Source organism: Cedecea selenatireducens (genome assembly GCF_042138895.1).
GTDB lineage: Bacteria > Pseudomonadota > Gammaproteobacteria > Enterobacterales > Enterobacteriaceae > Cedecea > Cedecea selenatireducens.
On the sequence record NZ_JBHIKW010000012.1, the window covers coordinates 57,946 to 73,092 of the forward strand.

11 protein-coding genes are annotated in these 15,147 nt (G+C 60.5%); 6 read left to right on the plus strand and 5 right to left on the minus strand.

Annotation, left to right across the window (positions count from 1 at the left end; translation table 11 throughout):
• Positions 1-248 precede the first annotated feature (248 nt).
• Positions 249-1,643 (minus strand): phenylalanine transporter, encoded by a 1,395-nt coding sequence (gene pheP / locus ACE38U_RS17935; RefSeq protein WP_176981867.1) that lies wholly within the window; start codon positions 1,641-1,643, stop codon positions 249-251.
• 266 nt (positions 1,644-1,909) lie between these two features.
• On the opposite strand from pheP, the gene ACE38U_RS17940 reads away from it, so the two are divergent.
• From ACE38U_RS17940 to ACE38U_RS17960, 5 genes are read left to right on the plus strand one after another with little or no spacing between them, the layout of a single operon-like run.
• The gene (locus ACE38U_RS17940) at positions 1,910-3,619 is read left to right on the plus strand and encodes an ABC transporter substrate-binding protein (protein ID WP_375530269.1); all 1,710 of its coding nucleotides are present in this window, start codon (positions 1,910-1,912) and stop codon (positions 3,617-3,619) included.
• A 53-nt stretch (positions 3,620-3,672) separates the two neighbouring features.
• Positions 3,673-4,632: an ABC transporter permease gene (locus tag ACE38U_RS17945; protein ID WP_038475210.1), complete on the plus strand. Its 960-nt coding sequence runs from the start codon at positions 3,673-3,675 to the stop codon at positions 4,630-4,632.
• Entirely contained in the window at positions 4,632-5,579 is a 948-nt protein-coding gene (gene opp4C, locus ACE38U_RS17950) for an oligopeptide ABC transporter permease (protein WP_038475212.1), read from the plus strand. Before ACE38U_RS17945 ends, opp4C begins: the two co-directional genes overlap by 1 nt.
• Positions 5,576-6,556, plus strand: a complete 981-nt coding sequence (locus ACE38U_RS17955) for an ABC transporter ATP-binding protein (RefSeq protein WP_375530270.1) — start codon at positions 5,576-5,578, stop codon at positions 6,554-6,556. Before opp4C ends, ACE38U_RS17955 begins: the two co-directional genes overlap by 4 nt.
• The gene (locus ACE38U_RS17960; protein WP_375530271.1) at positions 6,553-7,518 is read left to right on the plus strand and encodes an ABC transporter ATP-binding protein; all 966 of its coding nucleotides are present in this window, start codon (positions 6,553-6,555) and stop codon (positions 7,516-7,518) included. The genes ACE38U_RS17955 and ACE38U_RS17960 overlap by 4 nt, the downstream gene beginning before the upstream one ends.
• A 9-nt stretch (positions 7,519-7,527) precedes the next feature.
• Here the strand turns inward: ACE38U_RS17960 and ACE38U_RS17965 are convergent, their stop codons facing one another.
• Genes ACE38U_RS17965 through ACE38U_RS17980 form a run of 4 tightly spaced genes read right to left on the minus strand, consistent with a single transcriptional unit; the run spans position 7,528 to position 14,168 of the window.
• Positions 7,528-9,147 carry a cyclic peptide export ABC transporter gene (locus ACE38U_RS17965; protein WP_375530272.1) on the minus strand — a complete coding sequence of 540 codons (1,620 nt, stop codon included), beginning with the start codon at positions 9,145-9,147 and terminating at the stop codon, positions 7,528-7,530.
• A 33-nt stretch (positions 9,148-9,180) separates the two neighbouring features.
• Positions 9,181-11,178, minus strand: coding sequence for a Fe(3+)-hydroxamate ABC transporter permease FhuB (gene fhuB, locus ACE38U_RS17970; RefSeq protein ID WP_375530273.1), 1,998 nt, complete (start codon positions 11,176-11,178; stop codon positions 9,181-9,183).
• Positions 11,171-12,031: an iron-siderophore ABC transporter substrate-binding protein gene (locus ACE38U_RS17975; RefSeq protein WP_375530274.1), complete on the minus strand. Its 861-nt coding sequence runs from the start codon at positions 12,029-12,031 to the stop codon at positions 11,171-11,173. Before ACE38U_RS17975 ends, fhuB begins: the two co-directional genes overlap by 8 nt.
• A 4-nt stretch (positions 12,032-12,035) precedes the next feature.
• Positions 12,036-14,168: a TonB-dependent siderophore receptor gene (locus tag ACE38U_RS17980; protein ID WP_375530275.1), complete on the minus strand. Its 2,133-nt coding sequence runs from the start codon at positions 14,166-14,168 to the stop codon at positions 12,036-12,038.
• Between the two features lie 180 nt (positions 14,169-14,348).
• Between ACE38U_RS17980 and ACE38U_RS17985 the strand changes: the two genes are divergently transcribed.
• Positions 14,349-15,113: an AraC family transcriptional regulator gene (locus tag ACE38U_RS17985; RefSeq protein WP_375530276.1), complete on the plus strand. Its 765-nt coding sequence runs from the start codon at positions 14,349-14,351 to the stop codon at positions 15,111-15,113.
• Positions 15,114-15,147 lie beyond the last annotated feature (34 nt).

Consider the following 15,147-nt stretch of genomic DNA (forward strand, 5'->3'; position numbering starts at 1 on the left):
TTGGCGCGATGCGCTGCAGTGTGCGGCGATATATTCTGCCGAACGAGGTAAATAAGAAAGGACTATTTGATAAGCGGCGAAAATGAAAATTAATTTGTCATTAACTTAGGCGTTAATTGTAAAAGCGCTGTAGTTTATTTTGTTATGGCAGAAAGATTCTATTTCCCAAAGGTAAATTAAGCGCTCTTTTTAAATTTAAGATAAATAACGCCAACCCTATTAAAAACAGTTGGCGTTATTGTTGGACTTTAGCTGGCTTTACGGCGCAGCAGCTTAAAGGCGACAAACAGGAACACTATCCAGGCCGGCAGCAGCATCGCAGACAGACGCATACCGTCGATGGTACACATCAGCCCCAGCACCATCATCATAAAGGCAATACACAGATAGTTACCGAACGGGTACAGCAGCGCCCTGAAGCTGGTTTCATGCCCCTGGCTGCGCATTGCCCGACGGAACTTAATGTGCGCCAGCGAGATCATGATCCAGTTCAGCAGCAGGGTCGCCACCACCAGCGCCATCAGCAGACCAAAGGCCTCATGCGGCAGCAGGTAGTTTAAAACGACAACCAGCGAAGTGATTGCGCCGGACAGCAGCAGCGAATTCACCGGCACGCCGCCACGGCTGACTTTCGCCAGGAATTTTGGCGCATTACGCTGCACGGACAGCCCGAACAGCATGCGGCTGTTGGAATACACGCCGCTGTTATAAACGGACAGCGAAGCCACCAGAATCACGAAGTTGAGCGCCGAGGCAACCACATTACTGTTCAGCTCGTGGAAAATCATCACGAACGGGCTGCTGCTGGACTTAATTTCCAGCCACGGATAGAGCGAAAGCAGCACCACCAGCGAGCCGATATAAAACAGCAGAATACGGTAAACCACCTGGTTAACCGCCTTCGGGATGGTGGTTTGCGGCGAGCGCGCTTCCGCCGCCGTAATGCCGATAAGCTCCAGGCCACCGAACGAGAACATGATCACCGCCAGCGACAGAATCAGCCCGTGCCAGCCCGTGGCGAGGAAGCCGCCGTGCTGCCAGAGGTTGCTGACGCTCGCCCGTTCTCCGCCGTGGCCGGAGGCCAGCAGCCAGATACCGAAGCCAATCATGCCGACAATCGCCAGCACCTTAATGAGCGCAAACCAGAACTCCATCTCGCCATACAGGCGCACGTTCACCAGGTTCGCGGCGTTAATCACCACGAAGAACAGGGCCACCCACGTCCAGGTCGGCACGTCCGGGAACCAGTACTGCATATAAATGCCGCCGGCGGTCAGCTCCGCCATGCCGACCAGCACGAACATCACCCAGTAGTTCCAGCCGGACAGGAACCCGGCGAAAGGCCCCCAGTACTTATAGGCAAAATGGGAAAACGAACCAGAAACCGGCTCTTCAACCACCATTTCACCAAGCTGACGCATGATCAGAAACGCGATGATCCCCGCCACGCCGTAGCCCAGCAGTACGGCAGGCCCCGCCATTTGGATCGCCGGGCCAATGCCGAGAAAAAGTCCGGTGCCAATCGCGCCGCCCAGCGCAATCAGCTGAATATGGCGGTTCTGCAACCCGCGCTGTAATTGATGGCCATCCTCCGGCCCCGCATTCTGGCCCTGTGGCTCAGATGCGACTGACGTGTTTTTCACGCCCTGCTCCTTTGTGATTTGTCAAAGGGGCACCTTTTAACATTTGGCGTCGGGAGTGGCAAGGAATGGTTACACTTCGAAAATACCCCTCCAGGAATGTTATGCAGGCTCCTGGGCGAAAATCAGCTTCAGCACAAATCATTCTCTTCCCCCGCGCAAAGGAACAAATCGCTATAAGGCATAGCGTTTCGTTGTTAGACAGTGACAATTCCGGCTTTTATCTTTCGTCATGATTTGTAAATTTTACAGCAAAAAATCTTGAGGGAATGCTATTGGCCAGGTTACTTGACGCATTACAAACAAAACCCACGCGCTTTCGCCTGGCATTACAGGCAGCCCTGATTAGCAGCGTGGTGGTTTTCTCCGGCGCAGCAGCAGCCGATGACATTTTAAAAGAAGGCATCACGCCCGCCACCGACGCAAGCCAGATCCCTGCCACCGCTAAGCTTCGCAAAGACACGGTTGTGGCCGGGATCTCTGAACCACAGGGCATCTTTAACCCTTACTTCTTCGTTAACGGCTGGGATGAAAACGTCACCAACGTCATTTTCTCGCGCCTGATTGACTGGGACAGCCACGGCAACCTGGTGCCAGGCCTCGCCGAAAGCTGGAAAGTCAGCCCGGACGGCAAGGTCTACACCATCAAGCTGCGCCCTGACCTGACCTTTAGCGACGGTTCTCCGCTGACCGCCGAAGACGTCGCGTTCACCCTCACCGTGCTGTATGACCCGAAATATGACGGCGATACCGACATTACGCTGGCCAACATTGCCGGCGGCGCAGATTACAAAGCCGGGAAAGCCGACCGCGTCAGCGGCCTGAAGGTTATTGATCCGCTTACGCTGCAGGTCACCACCACCCAACCGGGCGCAACAACGCTGGGCAAGATTGGCGGCCCGGTACTGTCGAAAGCTTACTACGGCAAAGGCTACCAGCCCGGCAACCTGGATTACCTGCGTACCCTGCACGGTAAACCGCTGGGCAACGGTCCTTATGTTTACGATAAGTACATTCCGGGGCAGGAAATTCGCTTCCACGCCAACACCCATTTCTACCGCGGCACGCCGCCAACGCCGCGCTTTATCTACCGCGTGACTAACCCGTCCACCAACTTCCAGCTGTTCCAGACCGGCGAGACGGATTACGACGCCTTTACCTCACGCCCGGACGATATTGAACAGCTGAAACTGCTGGGCTTCGCCAATATCAACCTTTACGGCTCCAGCGACTACAGCAAGGTTGAATTCAACGTTCGTCGCCCGGCGCTGCAGGACGTAAAAGTCCGCCAGGCGCTGATCTACGGCCTGGATCGCCAGAAGCTGATCGACGTGGTTTACCAGGGCTACGGCACGGTCGCCAACGAACCGATCTCGCCGATCTCCTGGGCCTATAATCCGGAAGGCGTAAATCCGTATAAATTCGATCCTACGCAAGCGAAAAAGCTGCTGGATGAAGCCGGCTGGAAACCAGGCCCGGACGGCATCCGCGTGAAGGACGGCAAACGTCTGGAACTGACGCTGCTGGCGAGCAAAAAAGTGCTGAACGACGCGCTGATCCCGATCGCTAAAGAGAACTGGCAGCAAATCGGCGTGCTGCTGAAGCCGCAGGTCGTCGACTTCAACGCCCTGATGGCACAGCGTAAAGCGGGTAACTACGATCTGGCCTCCTTCAGCACCAGCACGCTGAACGATCCGCACGACGGCGTCTGGGACTTCTACAGCAATGAAGCGAAGGCCTCCGGCTACAGCAATGCGCAGGTCGATAAGCTGATAAACGAAGGCAACGCCACGCTGGATGAAGAGAAGCGTAAAGCTATCTACCACGAGCTGTATAAGGTGCTGGCTGCGGATCCACCGGCGATTCTGCTCGGCAACCGCAAAATACTGTCCGCCAGCAGCGCCCGCGTCACCGGCTTTAAGCCGGACATCTACAACGGCCTGACCGGCAGCCTGCCGGATGTGAAAATCGTTAAGTAATGCAGTAAACCTCGCCGCCGCCCTTTTACCGGGGCGGCGGCAGTGAGAACGTAATGAAAAATTTTATTCTGCGCCGCCTGCTGCAAACCCTGCCGATGCTGCTGCTCGCCTCGTTTATTATCTTTATGCTGTTCGCGAAAACGCCCGGCGACTTTATCGACGGGAATATTACGCTGACCGCCGCCCGCGTCGCCGAGCTAAAGGCTATTTACGGCCTCGACCAGCCGCTGTTCACCCGCTATATCCACTGGCTTGGTCAGCTCATGACCGGCGACTTAGGCTTCTCTTTGCAATACCAGATTCCGGTCAGCCAGCTGCTAAACCAGTACATCTGGAACTCTTTCCTGCTGGCCTCCATCGCGCTGGTGTTTTACTGGGGCATTGGCCTGGCGGTGGGCATTGTCTCGGCCATGAAGCCCAACTCGCTGTTTGACCACCTGGTGAGCGTGCTGGTGTTCGCCGCCATGTCTTTCCCGACCTTTTTCCTCTGCCTGTTGCTTATCAAATGGTTCGCGGTGGATCTGCACTGGCTGCCGGTCGGCGGCATGACCAATACCGGCAGCGACGCAACCGGCTGGGCCTACGTGGTGCAGGTTGCCGCCCACCTTGTGCTGCCCGTCCTCGCCCTGGTGATGCTGCAGGCAGGCAGCCTGACGCGCTATTTCCGCGCCAGCATGCTGGACGTAGTAAAGATGGACTTTATCCGCACCGCCCGCGCCAAAGGGCTGCGCGAGCGCACCGTTATCCTCAAACACGCCCTGCGCAACGCGCTGCTGCCGATCATCACCCTGCTGGGCTTTGAGCTGCCGGGGCTGTTTTCAGGCGCGATCATTACCGAAAAAGTCTTTAACTGGCCGGGCGCGGGCCACATTCATATTGATTCACTCGCCGCCCGTGATTACCCGGTGCTGATGGGCTTCACGCTGTTTCTGGCGGTGCTGACGATCCTCGGCAACCTGATTGCCGATGTGCTTTACGCGTGGGCCGACCCGCGCATTCGTGTGAGGTCGTGATGTTAAGCTCTCTGTTTTCTACCAATCGCCGCCTGCGCAAGGCGGAAATCCCGGCGCTGGCGCAGGTCACGCCTTCGCCGTGGCGTCAGGCCTGGCAGGCGCTGAGGCGCAACCATCTGGCGATGTTGTGCCTGATTTTGCTGATGGTGATGGCGGTATGGTGCGCGTTTGGGCCGCTCTGGTCGCCGTGGAAAGACGACGCCACCGACGCGCTGATGATCAACAAACCTCCGGGCGAAGTGCACTGGCTGGGCACCGACTTCCTCGGGCGTGACGTCTACACCCGCCTGCTGCTTGCCGGGCGCATCTCGTTAATCATCGGCCTGTTGACCATGCTGCTATCGGTCACCCTCGGCTACCTGCTCGGCGCGGTTTCCGGCTACCTGGGCGGCTGGACCGACAAACTGATTATGCGCCTGGCAGATCTGGTGATGACCATTCCCAGCCTGCCGCTGCTGATCGTCGCGGGCGCGATGCTGTCGGAGCTCGACTTCTCGCCGGACTCGCGTATTTACATGGTGGTAATCATGCTGAGCCTGCTGGAGTGGCCGAAGCTGGCGCGACTGGTGCGCGGGCAAATCCTTTCTCTGCGCGAACGCGACTTTATGCTGGCAACTCGCGTGCTGGGCCTATCCGCCCGCCGTCGCCTGTTCGGCCACCTGCTGCCGAACACCATTCCAATTCTGGTGGTCATGGCCACCATGGCGGTGGCAAACGCCATTCTGATGGAGTCGGCGCTGAGCTACCTGGGCCTCGGCGTCGTGCCGCCCACCCCTTCCTGGGGCAATATGATGGACAGCGCCAACAGCCTGATCGACTTCCAGCGCCGCCCGTGGTTATGGATGCCGCCGGGAATAGCCATTTTTATCACCGTGATCGCGATTAACGTGCTGGGCGACGGCCTGCGCGACGCGCTGGACCCGAAAATGAAGCGAGGCGTGAAATGAGCGAAGCGCTGATTGAGTTTAACAACCTCTCCCTCTCCTTCGCCGGAGAGCAGGGCCGCGTGCGCGCCGTGCAGGACGTGTCGTTTACCGTTCATGCCGGGCAAACCGTTGGCGTCGTCGGGGAGTCCGGCTGTGGCAAAAGCGTGACCGCCATGTCGCTGATGGGTTTACTCCCTCCACAGGCCGCGCGGATTGACGGCGGCGAGATCCTCTTTCAGGGCAAGAACCTGCTCGGCCTTAAGCCTGCGCAAATGGCAGATTTACGCGGCAACGAGCTGGCTATGATTTTCCAGGAGCCGATGACCGCCCTGAATCCGGTGCTGACCATCGGCGATCAGCTTTGTGAGCCGCCGATCCGTCATCGCGGAGAAACGCCGAAAGCCGCCTGGAACCTGGCGACACAAATGCTGACCGACGTCGGGCTGGCGCGAGCGGAGAGCCTGATGGCCAGCTATCCGCATCAGCTCTCCGGCGGCATGCTGCAACGGGTAATGATCGCCATGGCGCTGAGCTGCCGGCCAAAACTGCTGATCGCCGATGAGCCCACCACGGCGCTGGACGTGACCGTTCAGGCTCAGATCCTCCGCCTGCTGCGGGATCAGGCGCGCCAGCACCACATGGCGCTGATGCTGATCACCCACGATCTCGGCGTTATCGCCCAAATGGCGGAGCACGTCGTGGTGATGTATGCCGGGCGCATCGTCGAACAAGGGCCAACGGCTGACGTACTCCGCCATCCGCTGCACCCGTATACCAAAGGGCTGATCGCTTCCCGGCCGGTGCCCGGCGAGCGCCGCCGCAGGCTCTATTCGATCCCCGGTCAGGTCCCCGATTTGGCTGCCCTGCCGCCTTACTGCGCCTTTACCGATCGCTGCGAGCACGCCACCGATCGCTGCCGCCAGGGCATTCCGGCGCTGCTCGGCCAGCGGCGACAGGCCGCCTGTTTCTACAGCGAGTTAGCGGAGTCCGCATCGTGAACAATCAGTACGTTATTGAAGTCGAAGGACTCAAAAAACACTTCCCGCTACGTGACGGGCTGTTCGGCCAGCAAACCGGCGAGCTTCGCGCGGTCGACGGCGTCAGCTTTAACATTCGTCAGGGCACGATTTTCGGCCTGGTAGGCGAGTCCGGCAGCGGGAAAACCACCGTTGGGCGCACCCTGCTCGGCCTGTATGACAAAACCGCCGGCAGCGTGAAATATCGCGGCAAAGAGCTAAGCGAGCTGAGCGCCAAAGAGTCGCGGGCGCTGCGGCCTAAAATTCAGCTCGTCTTTCAGGATCCCTACAGCTCGCTAAACCCACGCATCCGCGTAGGAGACGCCATCGGCGAGGCGATGCTGGAGCACAAGCTTTGCACCCGCGCCGAACTGCGGGATAACGTGTTGGAAGTAATGAATATTTGCGGCCTTTCGCCTCAGCATTACAACCGCTTCCCGCACGAGTTCTCCGGCGGCCAGCGCCAGCGCATTGGCATCGCCCGTGCGCTGATCCTTAACCCCGATTTTATTATCGCGGATGAACCGATTTCGGCGCTCGACGTTTCCATTCAGGCGCAGATCATCAATCTGTTTTCCGATCTGCGCGACGAACGCGGCGTGACGTTCCTGTTTATCTCGCACGATCTCGGCGTGGTGGAACACCTGTGCGACGACGTGGCGGTGATGTACCTCGGCCAGCTGGTGGAAACCGCCAGCCGCGACGTGCTATTCAGCCAGCCGCTGCACCCGTATACCCAGGCACTGCTGGCCGCGGTCCCGACGCTGGATCCAAACAGCGAGCCGGTGGCCGCTATTCAGGGCGAAATCCCCGATCCTTCTCACCCGCCTTCCGGCTGCCGCTTCTCCTCGCGCTGCCCGCTGGTGACCGACCGCTGCCGCCAGGAAGTCCCCGTGCTGCGTGAAGTGGGCCACGCTCACCGCGTCGCGTGCCATTTGGTTTAGATCCACGATTCAGGCAGACAGCGGCCTGACCACGCTGTCTGCCACCACTTTCCCGGACTCCAGCTTAATTAGCCTGTCCGCCAGCGGGAAATAGCGGTCGTCGTGGGTAATGGCGAGCACCGTTTTGCCCTCCGCTTTTAACATTGGCAGCAGCACCTTGTAGAACACCTCTTTAAAGCCGGGATCCTGGTCCGCCGCCCACTCGTCAAACAGATAGAAAGGCCGGTTTTCCAGCCAGGCCTGCAGCAGCGCGAGGCGTTTACGCTGCCCCTGGGAAAGCGCGGTTGTCGAAAAACGCCCGTCGCGGAAGGCCACTTTGTGGTCGAGCTTCAGCAGATGCAGCAGCTTATTCACCTGGTCCACCGTGCGCTCATGCACGTTGTCCACGTCATCAAACAGGAAGAAGTCATTGAACACCACGGCGAAGTGCTGGCGGTAGATTTCACGCTGCTCCGCCGTAACCTGCATACCGTTAAGCCTGATTTCACCGCCGTCCGGCGGGTAAAGGCCAACCAGCAAATTCGCCAGCGTGGTTTTCCCGCTGCCGTTGCCGCCCACCAGAAAGACCAGCTCGCCCCGGGTGAAGCAAAGATTGAGCGGCCCGAGGGTAAAACGTTCACCCTCCTCGCCCTGATATTCGTAGCGAATGTCCGTCAGCTCGAGGCTGTCAAAATGGGGCGGCCTTTTCAGCGGCAGCAGCTTTTCCTGCGGCAGATCGGCTTTAAGCTGGGCGATTCGCTGGAGCGCGATGCGGGCGCTGGTCAGCGTTGGCAAGGCCGAGAGCACGCCCTCTACCGGCACAATCATGTACAGAAAAATCATCGTATAACCGGTCATCACCGCCGGGCTAAGCGCCAGGGACTCCCGCAGCCAATAAAGCACCACGCCGATAAACGCGAAGAACAGCACGCTGCCCCAGCTTTTTGCCAGGCCATAAAACACGTAGCCCCGCGTGCGTTCGAGGCGAACCGCTTCGATATTTTCGCTCAGCGGCCCGTCGACGAAATGCCGCCTGCGCGGTGGGTTAAGGCGAAACTCACGTCCGCCGTCGAACAGTTTCTTGCACTGGGCAATCAGCGTATCTTCCCGCTGCCGTGAGCTACGCAGCAGCCCCAGCGCTTTGCCGTGGGCGGCGCGGTAGCCCATTGCGCCCAGGCCAAGCACCAGCAGCGCCAGCAGCAAAACCTGCCACGACAGCGTGCCGAGGTAGATCAGGCAGCCGACAATCGCCGCCCCATAGATAAGCAGCCCCGGCAGGCTGACGAAAAAGACCACCAGCGTGTCGAGATCCTGCGTCAGAATAGACACCGCCTTTGCCATGCCGGTTTTCTCCAGCTGTGCCCAGGCGGTTTGGCTGACGTGATTCACCACGTCTTTACGCAAGGTCGCCTTCACCTTTTGCCCGAGCCACATAAACAGCGTTTCAGCCAGCACGCGAGTGGTGAGCATCAGCGCGGCAAGAAGCACAAACTTCAGCGCCACATCGGCCAGCCCATCGGGCGGCAGCGTCAGGCTATGGTTGATCACCGCCAGCAGCGAGGCGTTGCTGAGCCCGCTGACCACGCTGGCAAAGGCAGCCAGTGCCAGCCAGCCGCCCACCAGGCGGAACAGCATCATTAACAGAGACATTGTTGCTTCCTTTTCGACATTACTCTCCCGGCGCTATTGTTGATGTGTATGCGCCCGGCTACGGATCAGCGGCCATACCAGCAGCGGTACGCCGACCAGCGACGCCACCAGCCCCACGGGCAGCTGACGCGGATAAAGAAAATTGCGCCCCATCCAGTCCGCCAGCACCATAATCAGCGCCGACAGCAGCGCGGCGGTGAACAGCTGCGCCATCGGGCGTTTTGCCCCCATCTTGCGCGCCAGGTGCGGCCCCAGCAGCCCGACAAACGACACCGGGCCGACGATCAGCGTGGCAAGCCCGGTCATCAAGGCGGCCAGCGCCAGCACGCTAATCCTCGCTTTCGCCACGTTCACGCCTAGCGAGCCGCTCACCTGCCCGAGGGGCAACAGCAGCAGCCAGCGTTTGCAGAGTGGAGAAAGCGCAAGCAGCACCAGCATGGCGAAGAACACGCCGATGGCGATGCCGTTGTTGACGTAGTAAGTGCTGCCGGTCATCAGCTGCAACAGCATTGAGCTGGCCTGCCGGTTATTGAGCATCACGATGCTGGCGATGGCCTGGAACAGCGCGTTCAGCGCCAGGCCGTTCAGCAGCACCCGCTGCGGGTTAAAGGCGCTCTGGCGGCTGCTCCACAGCGTCACCAGCAGGCTTATTAATGCCCCGGCAGCGCTGCTGAGGATCATCAGTCCCGTGCCTCCGCCAGGAAACAGCAGCAGAAACGCCGTCACGCCCATGGCCGCCCCGCCGCCGATGCCGAGGATCTCCGGGCTTGCCAGCGGGTTGCCGCTGATGCGCTGCATCAGCACGCCCGCCGAGGCTAACAAGGCTCCGGAGCTTAATGCCGCCAGCAGCCGCGGGAGCCGCATCGGCAACAGAGCGTGCTGTTCCGCAAGCGTCGTCCAGTGCCAGCCGTGCAGCCCCTGCCCGACAAACAGCGACAGCACGATAGCCACCAGCAGCAGCGCAAAGGCCATGCCCGCCGGGAAGCGCCCGCCACCCGCCTCGCCTTCCCAGGCCGAAGGCGTGGTGTCCAGCACCTGATGCCGGGCTTTAGAGGCCAGCAGGATCAGCAGCGGCCCGCCGGTTAAGGCGGTTAGCATGCCGACGGGCAGCAGTTGCCCGTCCAGCAGCGTAATGCGACTCACGCAAAGGTCGGTGAACCACAGCAAACCGGCGCCGATAAGCAGCGAATGGCAGAGCATTTGCCGCGTGGTTCGCGCCCCACCTGACCGGGCCAGGTGCGGTGCGGCGAGCCCGATAAAACCAATCACCCCGACGCTATTAATGATGAAAGCGCTCATCACTAAAGCCAGCGCCATCGCCGCCGAACGGATCAGCAGCGGAGAAGCACCTAAGCTGCTCACCATCGCCTCCGGCAGCCTGAGCAGCGCCAGCGGGCGAAGCAACAACAGCAATGCCAGCAAACACAGCCCCAGCCAGGGCAGGATCGTCGTCACGCCGCCCCAGTCCTGCTGCGCCAGCGAGCCGCCGCCCCACATCAGCACCGACAGCAGAAAACGATCGTTGATTACCGCCATGATCATCGTCAGCGAGCCACACCACAGGTTGACCAGCATCCCCGCCTGAATCATCACCAGCGGCGACAGGCGCTGCCGCCACGCAAGCAGCAGAACCAGCAGCAAAGCGGCAAGTTCCCCGGTAATCACCACGCCGGTGCGCGCCGTTAGCAGCGTGGCCGGGAACCACATCGAAGCCACGCCTAAAGCCAGCGTCGCACCGGAGGTCATGCCGAGGGTAATCGGCTCCGCCAGCGGATTGCGCAGCGCCCGCTGCATCAGCCAGCCGCAAATCGCCAGCCCCGCGCCGCCGAGCCACGCCATCACCTGCTGCGGGAACCACATGGAATGCAGGATCACCGCCTGCGCATCCGGCATCTGCGAGCTGAACAGCACGCTCAGGCCGTGAACAAGCCCGCCGTGCTGCGCCACGCTTTGCAGCGCCACGATCAGGCTTGCCGCCCAGAGTGCGGCTATCAGCAGCCAGGAAGCCGTCGTTTTTCCCGTCTCAGCCACGTTGCCACCCCGTCACAATTTGCCCCAGCGCTTCGGCTATACGTGTCGCCGTCACCAGCGCGCCGCCGGAATTGAATTTTTGCGCAGGGAAAGCCAGCTGAGGCTGAGAAGTCAGCGGCAGGCGCTGCCACAGCAATGAACTTTGCCAGCGCTGAATCAGCGGCAGCTGGCCATCTTCCGGCAACAGGATCAGCCCGGCATCTTCCGTGCCGATGCGCGCCAGCTCGACCATCGCTTCACCCTGGGAATTAACGCCGCCTTGCCAGGCATTACGGAACCCGCAGCGGGTTAAGACATCTCCCGCAAGGCTGCCTGCGCCGTACAGCCGCATATGCAGGGCGTCTATCAGCGTGGCGATCAGTAGCGGGCGTCGATAAGCCTGAGCAGCTTCTCTGGCACGAAGCGCAGCCTGCTCAAAAGCAGCAGTAACCTCACGAGCCTGAGGTTCACGCTGCAGCACGATAGCCAGCTTATTGAGGGCAATTTTCCATTCGGCGAGGCTGCCGGTTGGCAGGGTAAGCGTCGGCGCGATGCGCTCCAGCTGGGGCTTGAGCAGCGCATGGCCTGGGGTGATCACCATAAGATCGGGCTTCAGCGCGTACAGCGTCTCGAGGTTCGGCTGAAACAGCAGGCCAATATCCACCACGCTGGCGGGCAGTTCCGGGGTGCCAATCAGCTTACGGTACCAGTCGGGAGCAGAAACCGACTGCGGCGTGACGCCGAGCGCCAGAATCAGCTCGGTCAGCCCCCAGTCGAGCACGGCCAGGCGCTGCGGAGGACCTGAAACGGCACCAGCCGCCCCGATAAACGGGGCAGCCAGCGCAAAGGTTAGTAAACGTCTGCGGGAGAGCATTCGCTTACCACTGGTAGCTTAACGTGGCCACGTACTGACGCTTAACCGCGTACTCACAGCCGTTGTTCTGGCAGGCGGCGAGGTAAGTTTTGTTCGTCAGGTTGGCGGCGTTAAGCGCGACCTGCCACTGGCGGTACTGCCAGCCAATGCGGGCGTCATACACCGTAGCGCCCGGCACCTGCAGCGAGTTGTCGGTCGTGGCATAGCTTGGGCCGACGTAACGCACGCCACCGCCGAGGGAGAAGCCGTCCAGCGGGCCGCTGAACGCGTACTGGCTCCAGAGTTTAGCCAGGTTGCGTGAAATCCCCGTTGGGTGTTTGCCCTGGCTGCCGTCGTTCGCTTGCAGCACTTCCGGATCGGTCAGCGAGTAAGAAGCGAGGATCTGCCAGGCTGGCGTAACGTTAATTTTGCCTTCCAGCTCGATCCCACGGGAGCGGATCTCGCCGGTCTGCACGCTGTAGTTCACGTGATCGGGATCCGGCGTGGCGACGTTAGTCTGGCGCAGATCGAACAGCGCAAGCGTAAACAGCGCGTCCATCCCAACCGGATCGTATTTCAGCCCGACTTCGGTCTGCTTGCCTTTGGTTGGCTTAAACGCGTTGCCGTTAAAGTCGGTACCGGCGCCTGGTACGAACGAGGTCGAGTAGCTGATGTATGGCGCAATGCCGTTATCAAAGTGGTACAGCAGCCCCGCGCGGCCGGTTGTCGCGTAGTCGTTGCGAGTCTGGTGAGTGTCGTTCAGCAGGTTAGTGGCTTTGGTTTGCGCGCTGTCGTAGCGCCCCGCCAGGCTCATCACCCAGTTGTCCAGCGCCAGCTGATCCTGCAGGTAAAGCCCCGTTTGATCCATCGTCGAATGGCTGCTGCTGGTGAACTCAGGCACTTCAACCGGCGTGCTGTAGTCCGGGTGGAGGTAATTCAGCGGCGAAGCGTCGCCGTAGCCCGCCCGGCTGCGCACCGAAGAGTGCATCACGTCCACGCCAAGCAGCGCGGTGTGCGACACCGGGCCGGTATCGAAACGGAATTCAGCCTGGTTATCCGCCGCAAAGTTACTCATCGTCTCGGTGAGGTTCATGGAGTAACGGTCCACCAGCGGCTGGGTCGCGTAGGTGCCGAACGGGTACACCATGCGGTAATCCGCGCTGCTGCTGCTGTAGCGGACGTTCTGGCGCAGGGTGACGCTGTCGTTCAGCTCGGTGCGGAACTGGTAGCCGATGCTGCCCTGCCTGCGGGTGTAGGAGTCAAATCCAGGCTGGCCGCCGTAGAAATCTGTGCCGATGTGACCGTTCGGGTTGTTCACCAGCGTGCCCTTCATCGGCAGCATATTGTAGAAGCCGGTATCGGGGTCCTGGCGCAGCTGCGCCAGCAGCGTCAGGCTGGTGCGGTCGTTCGGCTGCCAGGTGACGGACGGCGCAATATCGTAGTGCTGGTAGCGGGTGTGATCGACCTGGGTTTTGGTATCGAAGAAGGTGCCCGCCACGCGGCCGAGCCACTCTTTGCTGTCGGTCAGCGGGCCGGTGACGTCAAAGCCGGTACCGAACTGGCTGTTATTCCCGGCGCTGACGTAAACCTGGCCGCCCGGCTGGGCCTGCGGCGTTTTGCTGACGAGGTTCACCACGCCGCCAGGGTTCGCCTGGCCGTAAAGCACCGAAGCGGGTCCTTTGACCACTTCAATGCGGGAGAGCAGGAACGGGTCCCACGCCGGGCGGCTCCACCAGGCTTCACGCGGCAGGCGCAGGCCGTCCAGATATTCGTCGGCCTCAAAGCCGCGCACCATGATGGTATCAAAGCGGGTATCCGGCCCTGCGCTTTCGGAAGAAACGCCCGCCACATAGCGCAGCGTCTCCGGAATGTTCTTTGCCGCCATGGCCGCGATTTGCGCCTGGGTCACCACCGAAATACTCTGCGGCGTGCGGCTAATCAGCGAGCTGGATTTGGTGCCCGCCACCGCCTCATGCGCCACAATGCTGGTTTCATCTTCCTGGCCGGAAGAAGAAGGTGCCGTGGCCGTAACGACCATCGTGCCGTCCTGCGTAGCAGGCTTGTCCGCTGCCTGGGCAAAGCCCGCGCACGCCGCAAAGACTGCACAACTTAACGCCTTTAAAGGCATGTTCCCGTTTACCCATCCGCCCTGTTTCATATCGACCGTATCATGTTATAAGAAGAGGATCGAAATGATAATTATTCACCTTTAAAAGAGAAGAGCACCCGTGGCAGAATAGCGCGATCGGATGGAGGGATATCGCAAAGCGGACAGAGATTGTCTTAACGCGCTACTGCGTCATGAAATGGCGAGAATCGGACGAACGGCAGGCAACAGATGATAAAGCAAGGCACACAGCAGAGTCCGCAGGAAGCGTTGCTGGAAGTACGAGAACTCCATTATAGCGCAGGAAGCCAGGAACCGTTTCACGCCCACGAACAGGGCCAGCTGATTTACCCGGTCAGCGGCGTGGCGAAGATCCGCAGCGAGCAAAACGTCTGGGTCGTCGCCCCCGGCCACGCGCTCTGGCTGCCGGGGCGCCTGCCGCACGGCTTAGAGGCCATCGGCAAAGTGGTGACCCACAACCTGTACATGACGCCTGCAGCCTCGGCCGCGTTCAGCCGCCGCAGCCGCAGCCTGGCCGTCACGCCGCTGTTTCAGTCCCTCACCGTGGCGGGGCTGGAAAAGCCAGCCGACCCTCAGCGCCTCTGGCTGCTGCATGACCTGCTGCACAACGAACTGTTGCGCCTGCAGGACATCGCCCTGTGCCACATCACCCTGCCCCACGACCGGCGCATTCGCCAGCTTTGCGACGCGCTGTGCAGCGACCTTTCCCAGCGCGAAACCCTCGCCTGGTGGGGCAAGCGGGTTGGTGCGAGCGAAAGAACCCTGTCGCGGCTGTTCCGGGAAGAGACGCAGCTCAGTTTTACCGAATGGCGGCAGCAGATGCACCTGGTGGAAGCCGTCTGCCATCTTGCACGCGGCACCACCATCAGCACGCTCTCCAGCACGCTCGGCTACGCCAGCAGCAGCGCGTTTATCGCTATGTTCCGGAAAAAGCTGGGCGTTTCTCCGCAGAGGTATATTGGCCGCTATCTCTGACACGGCTTTTACAATCCGGTTCCTTCGGCGATAA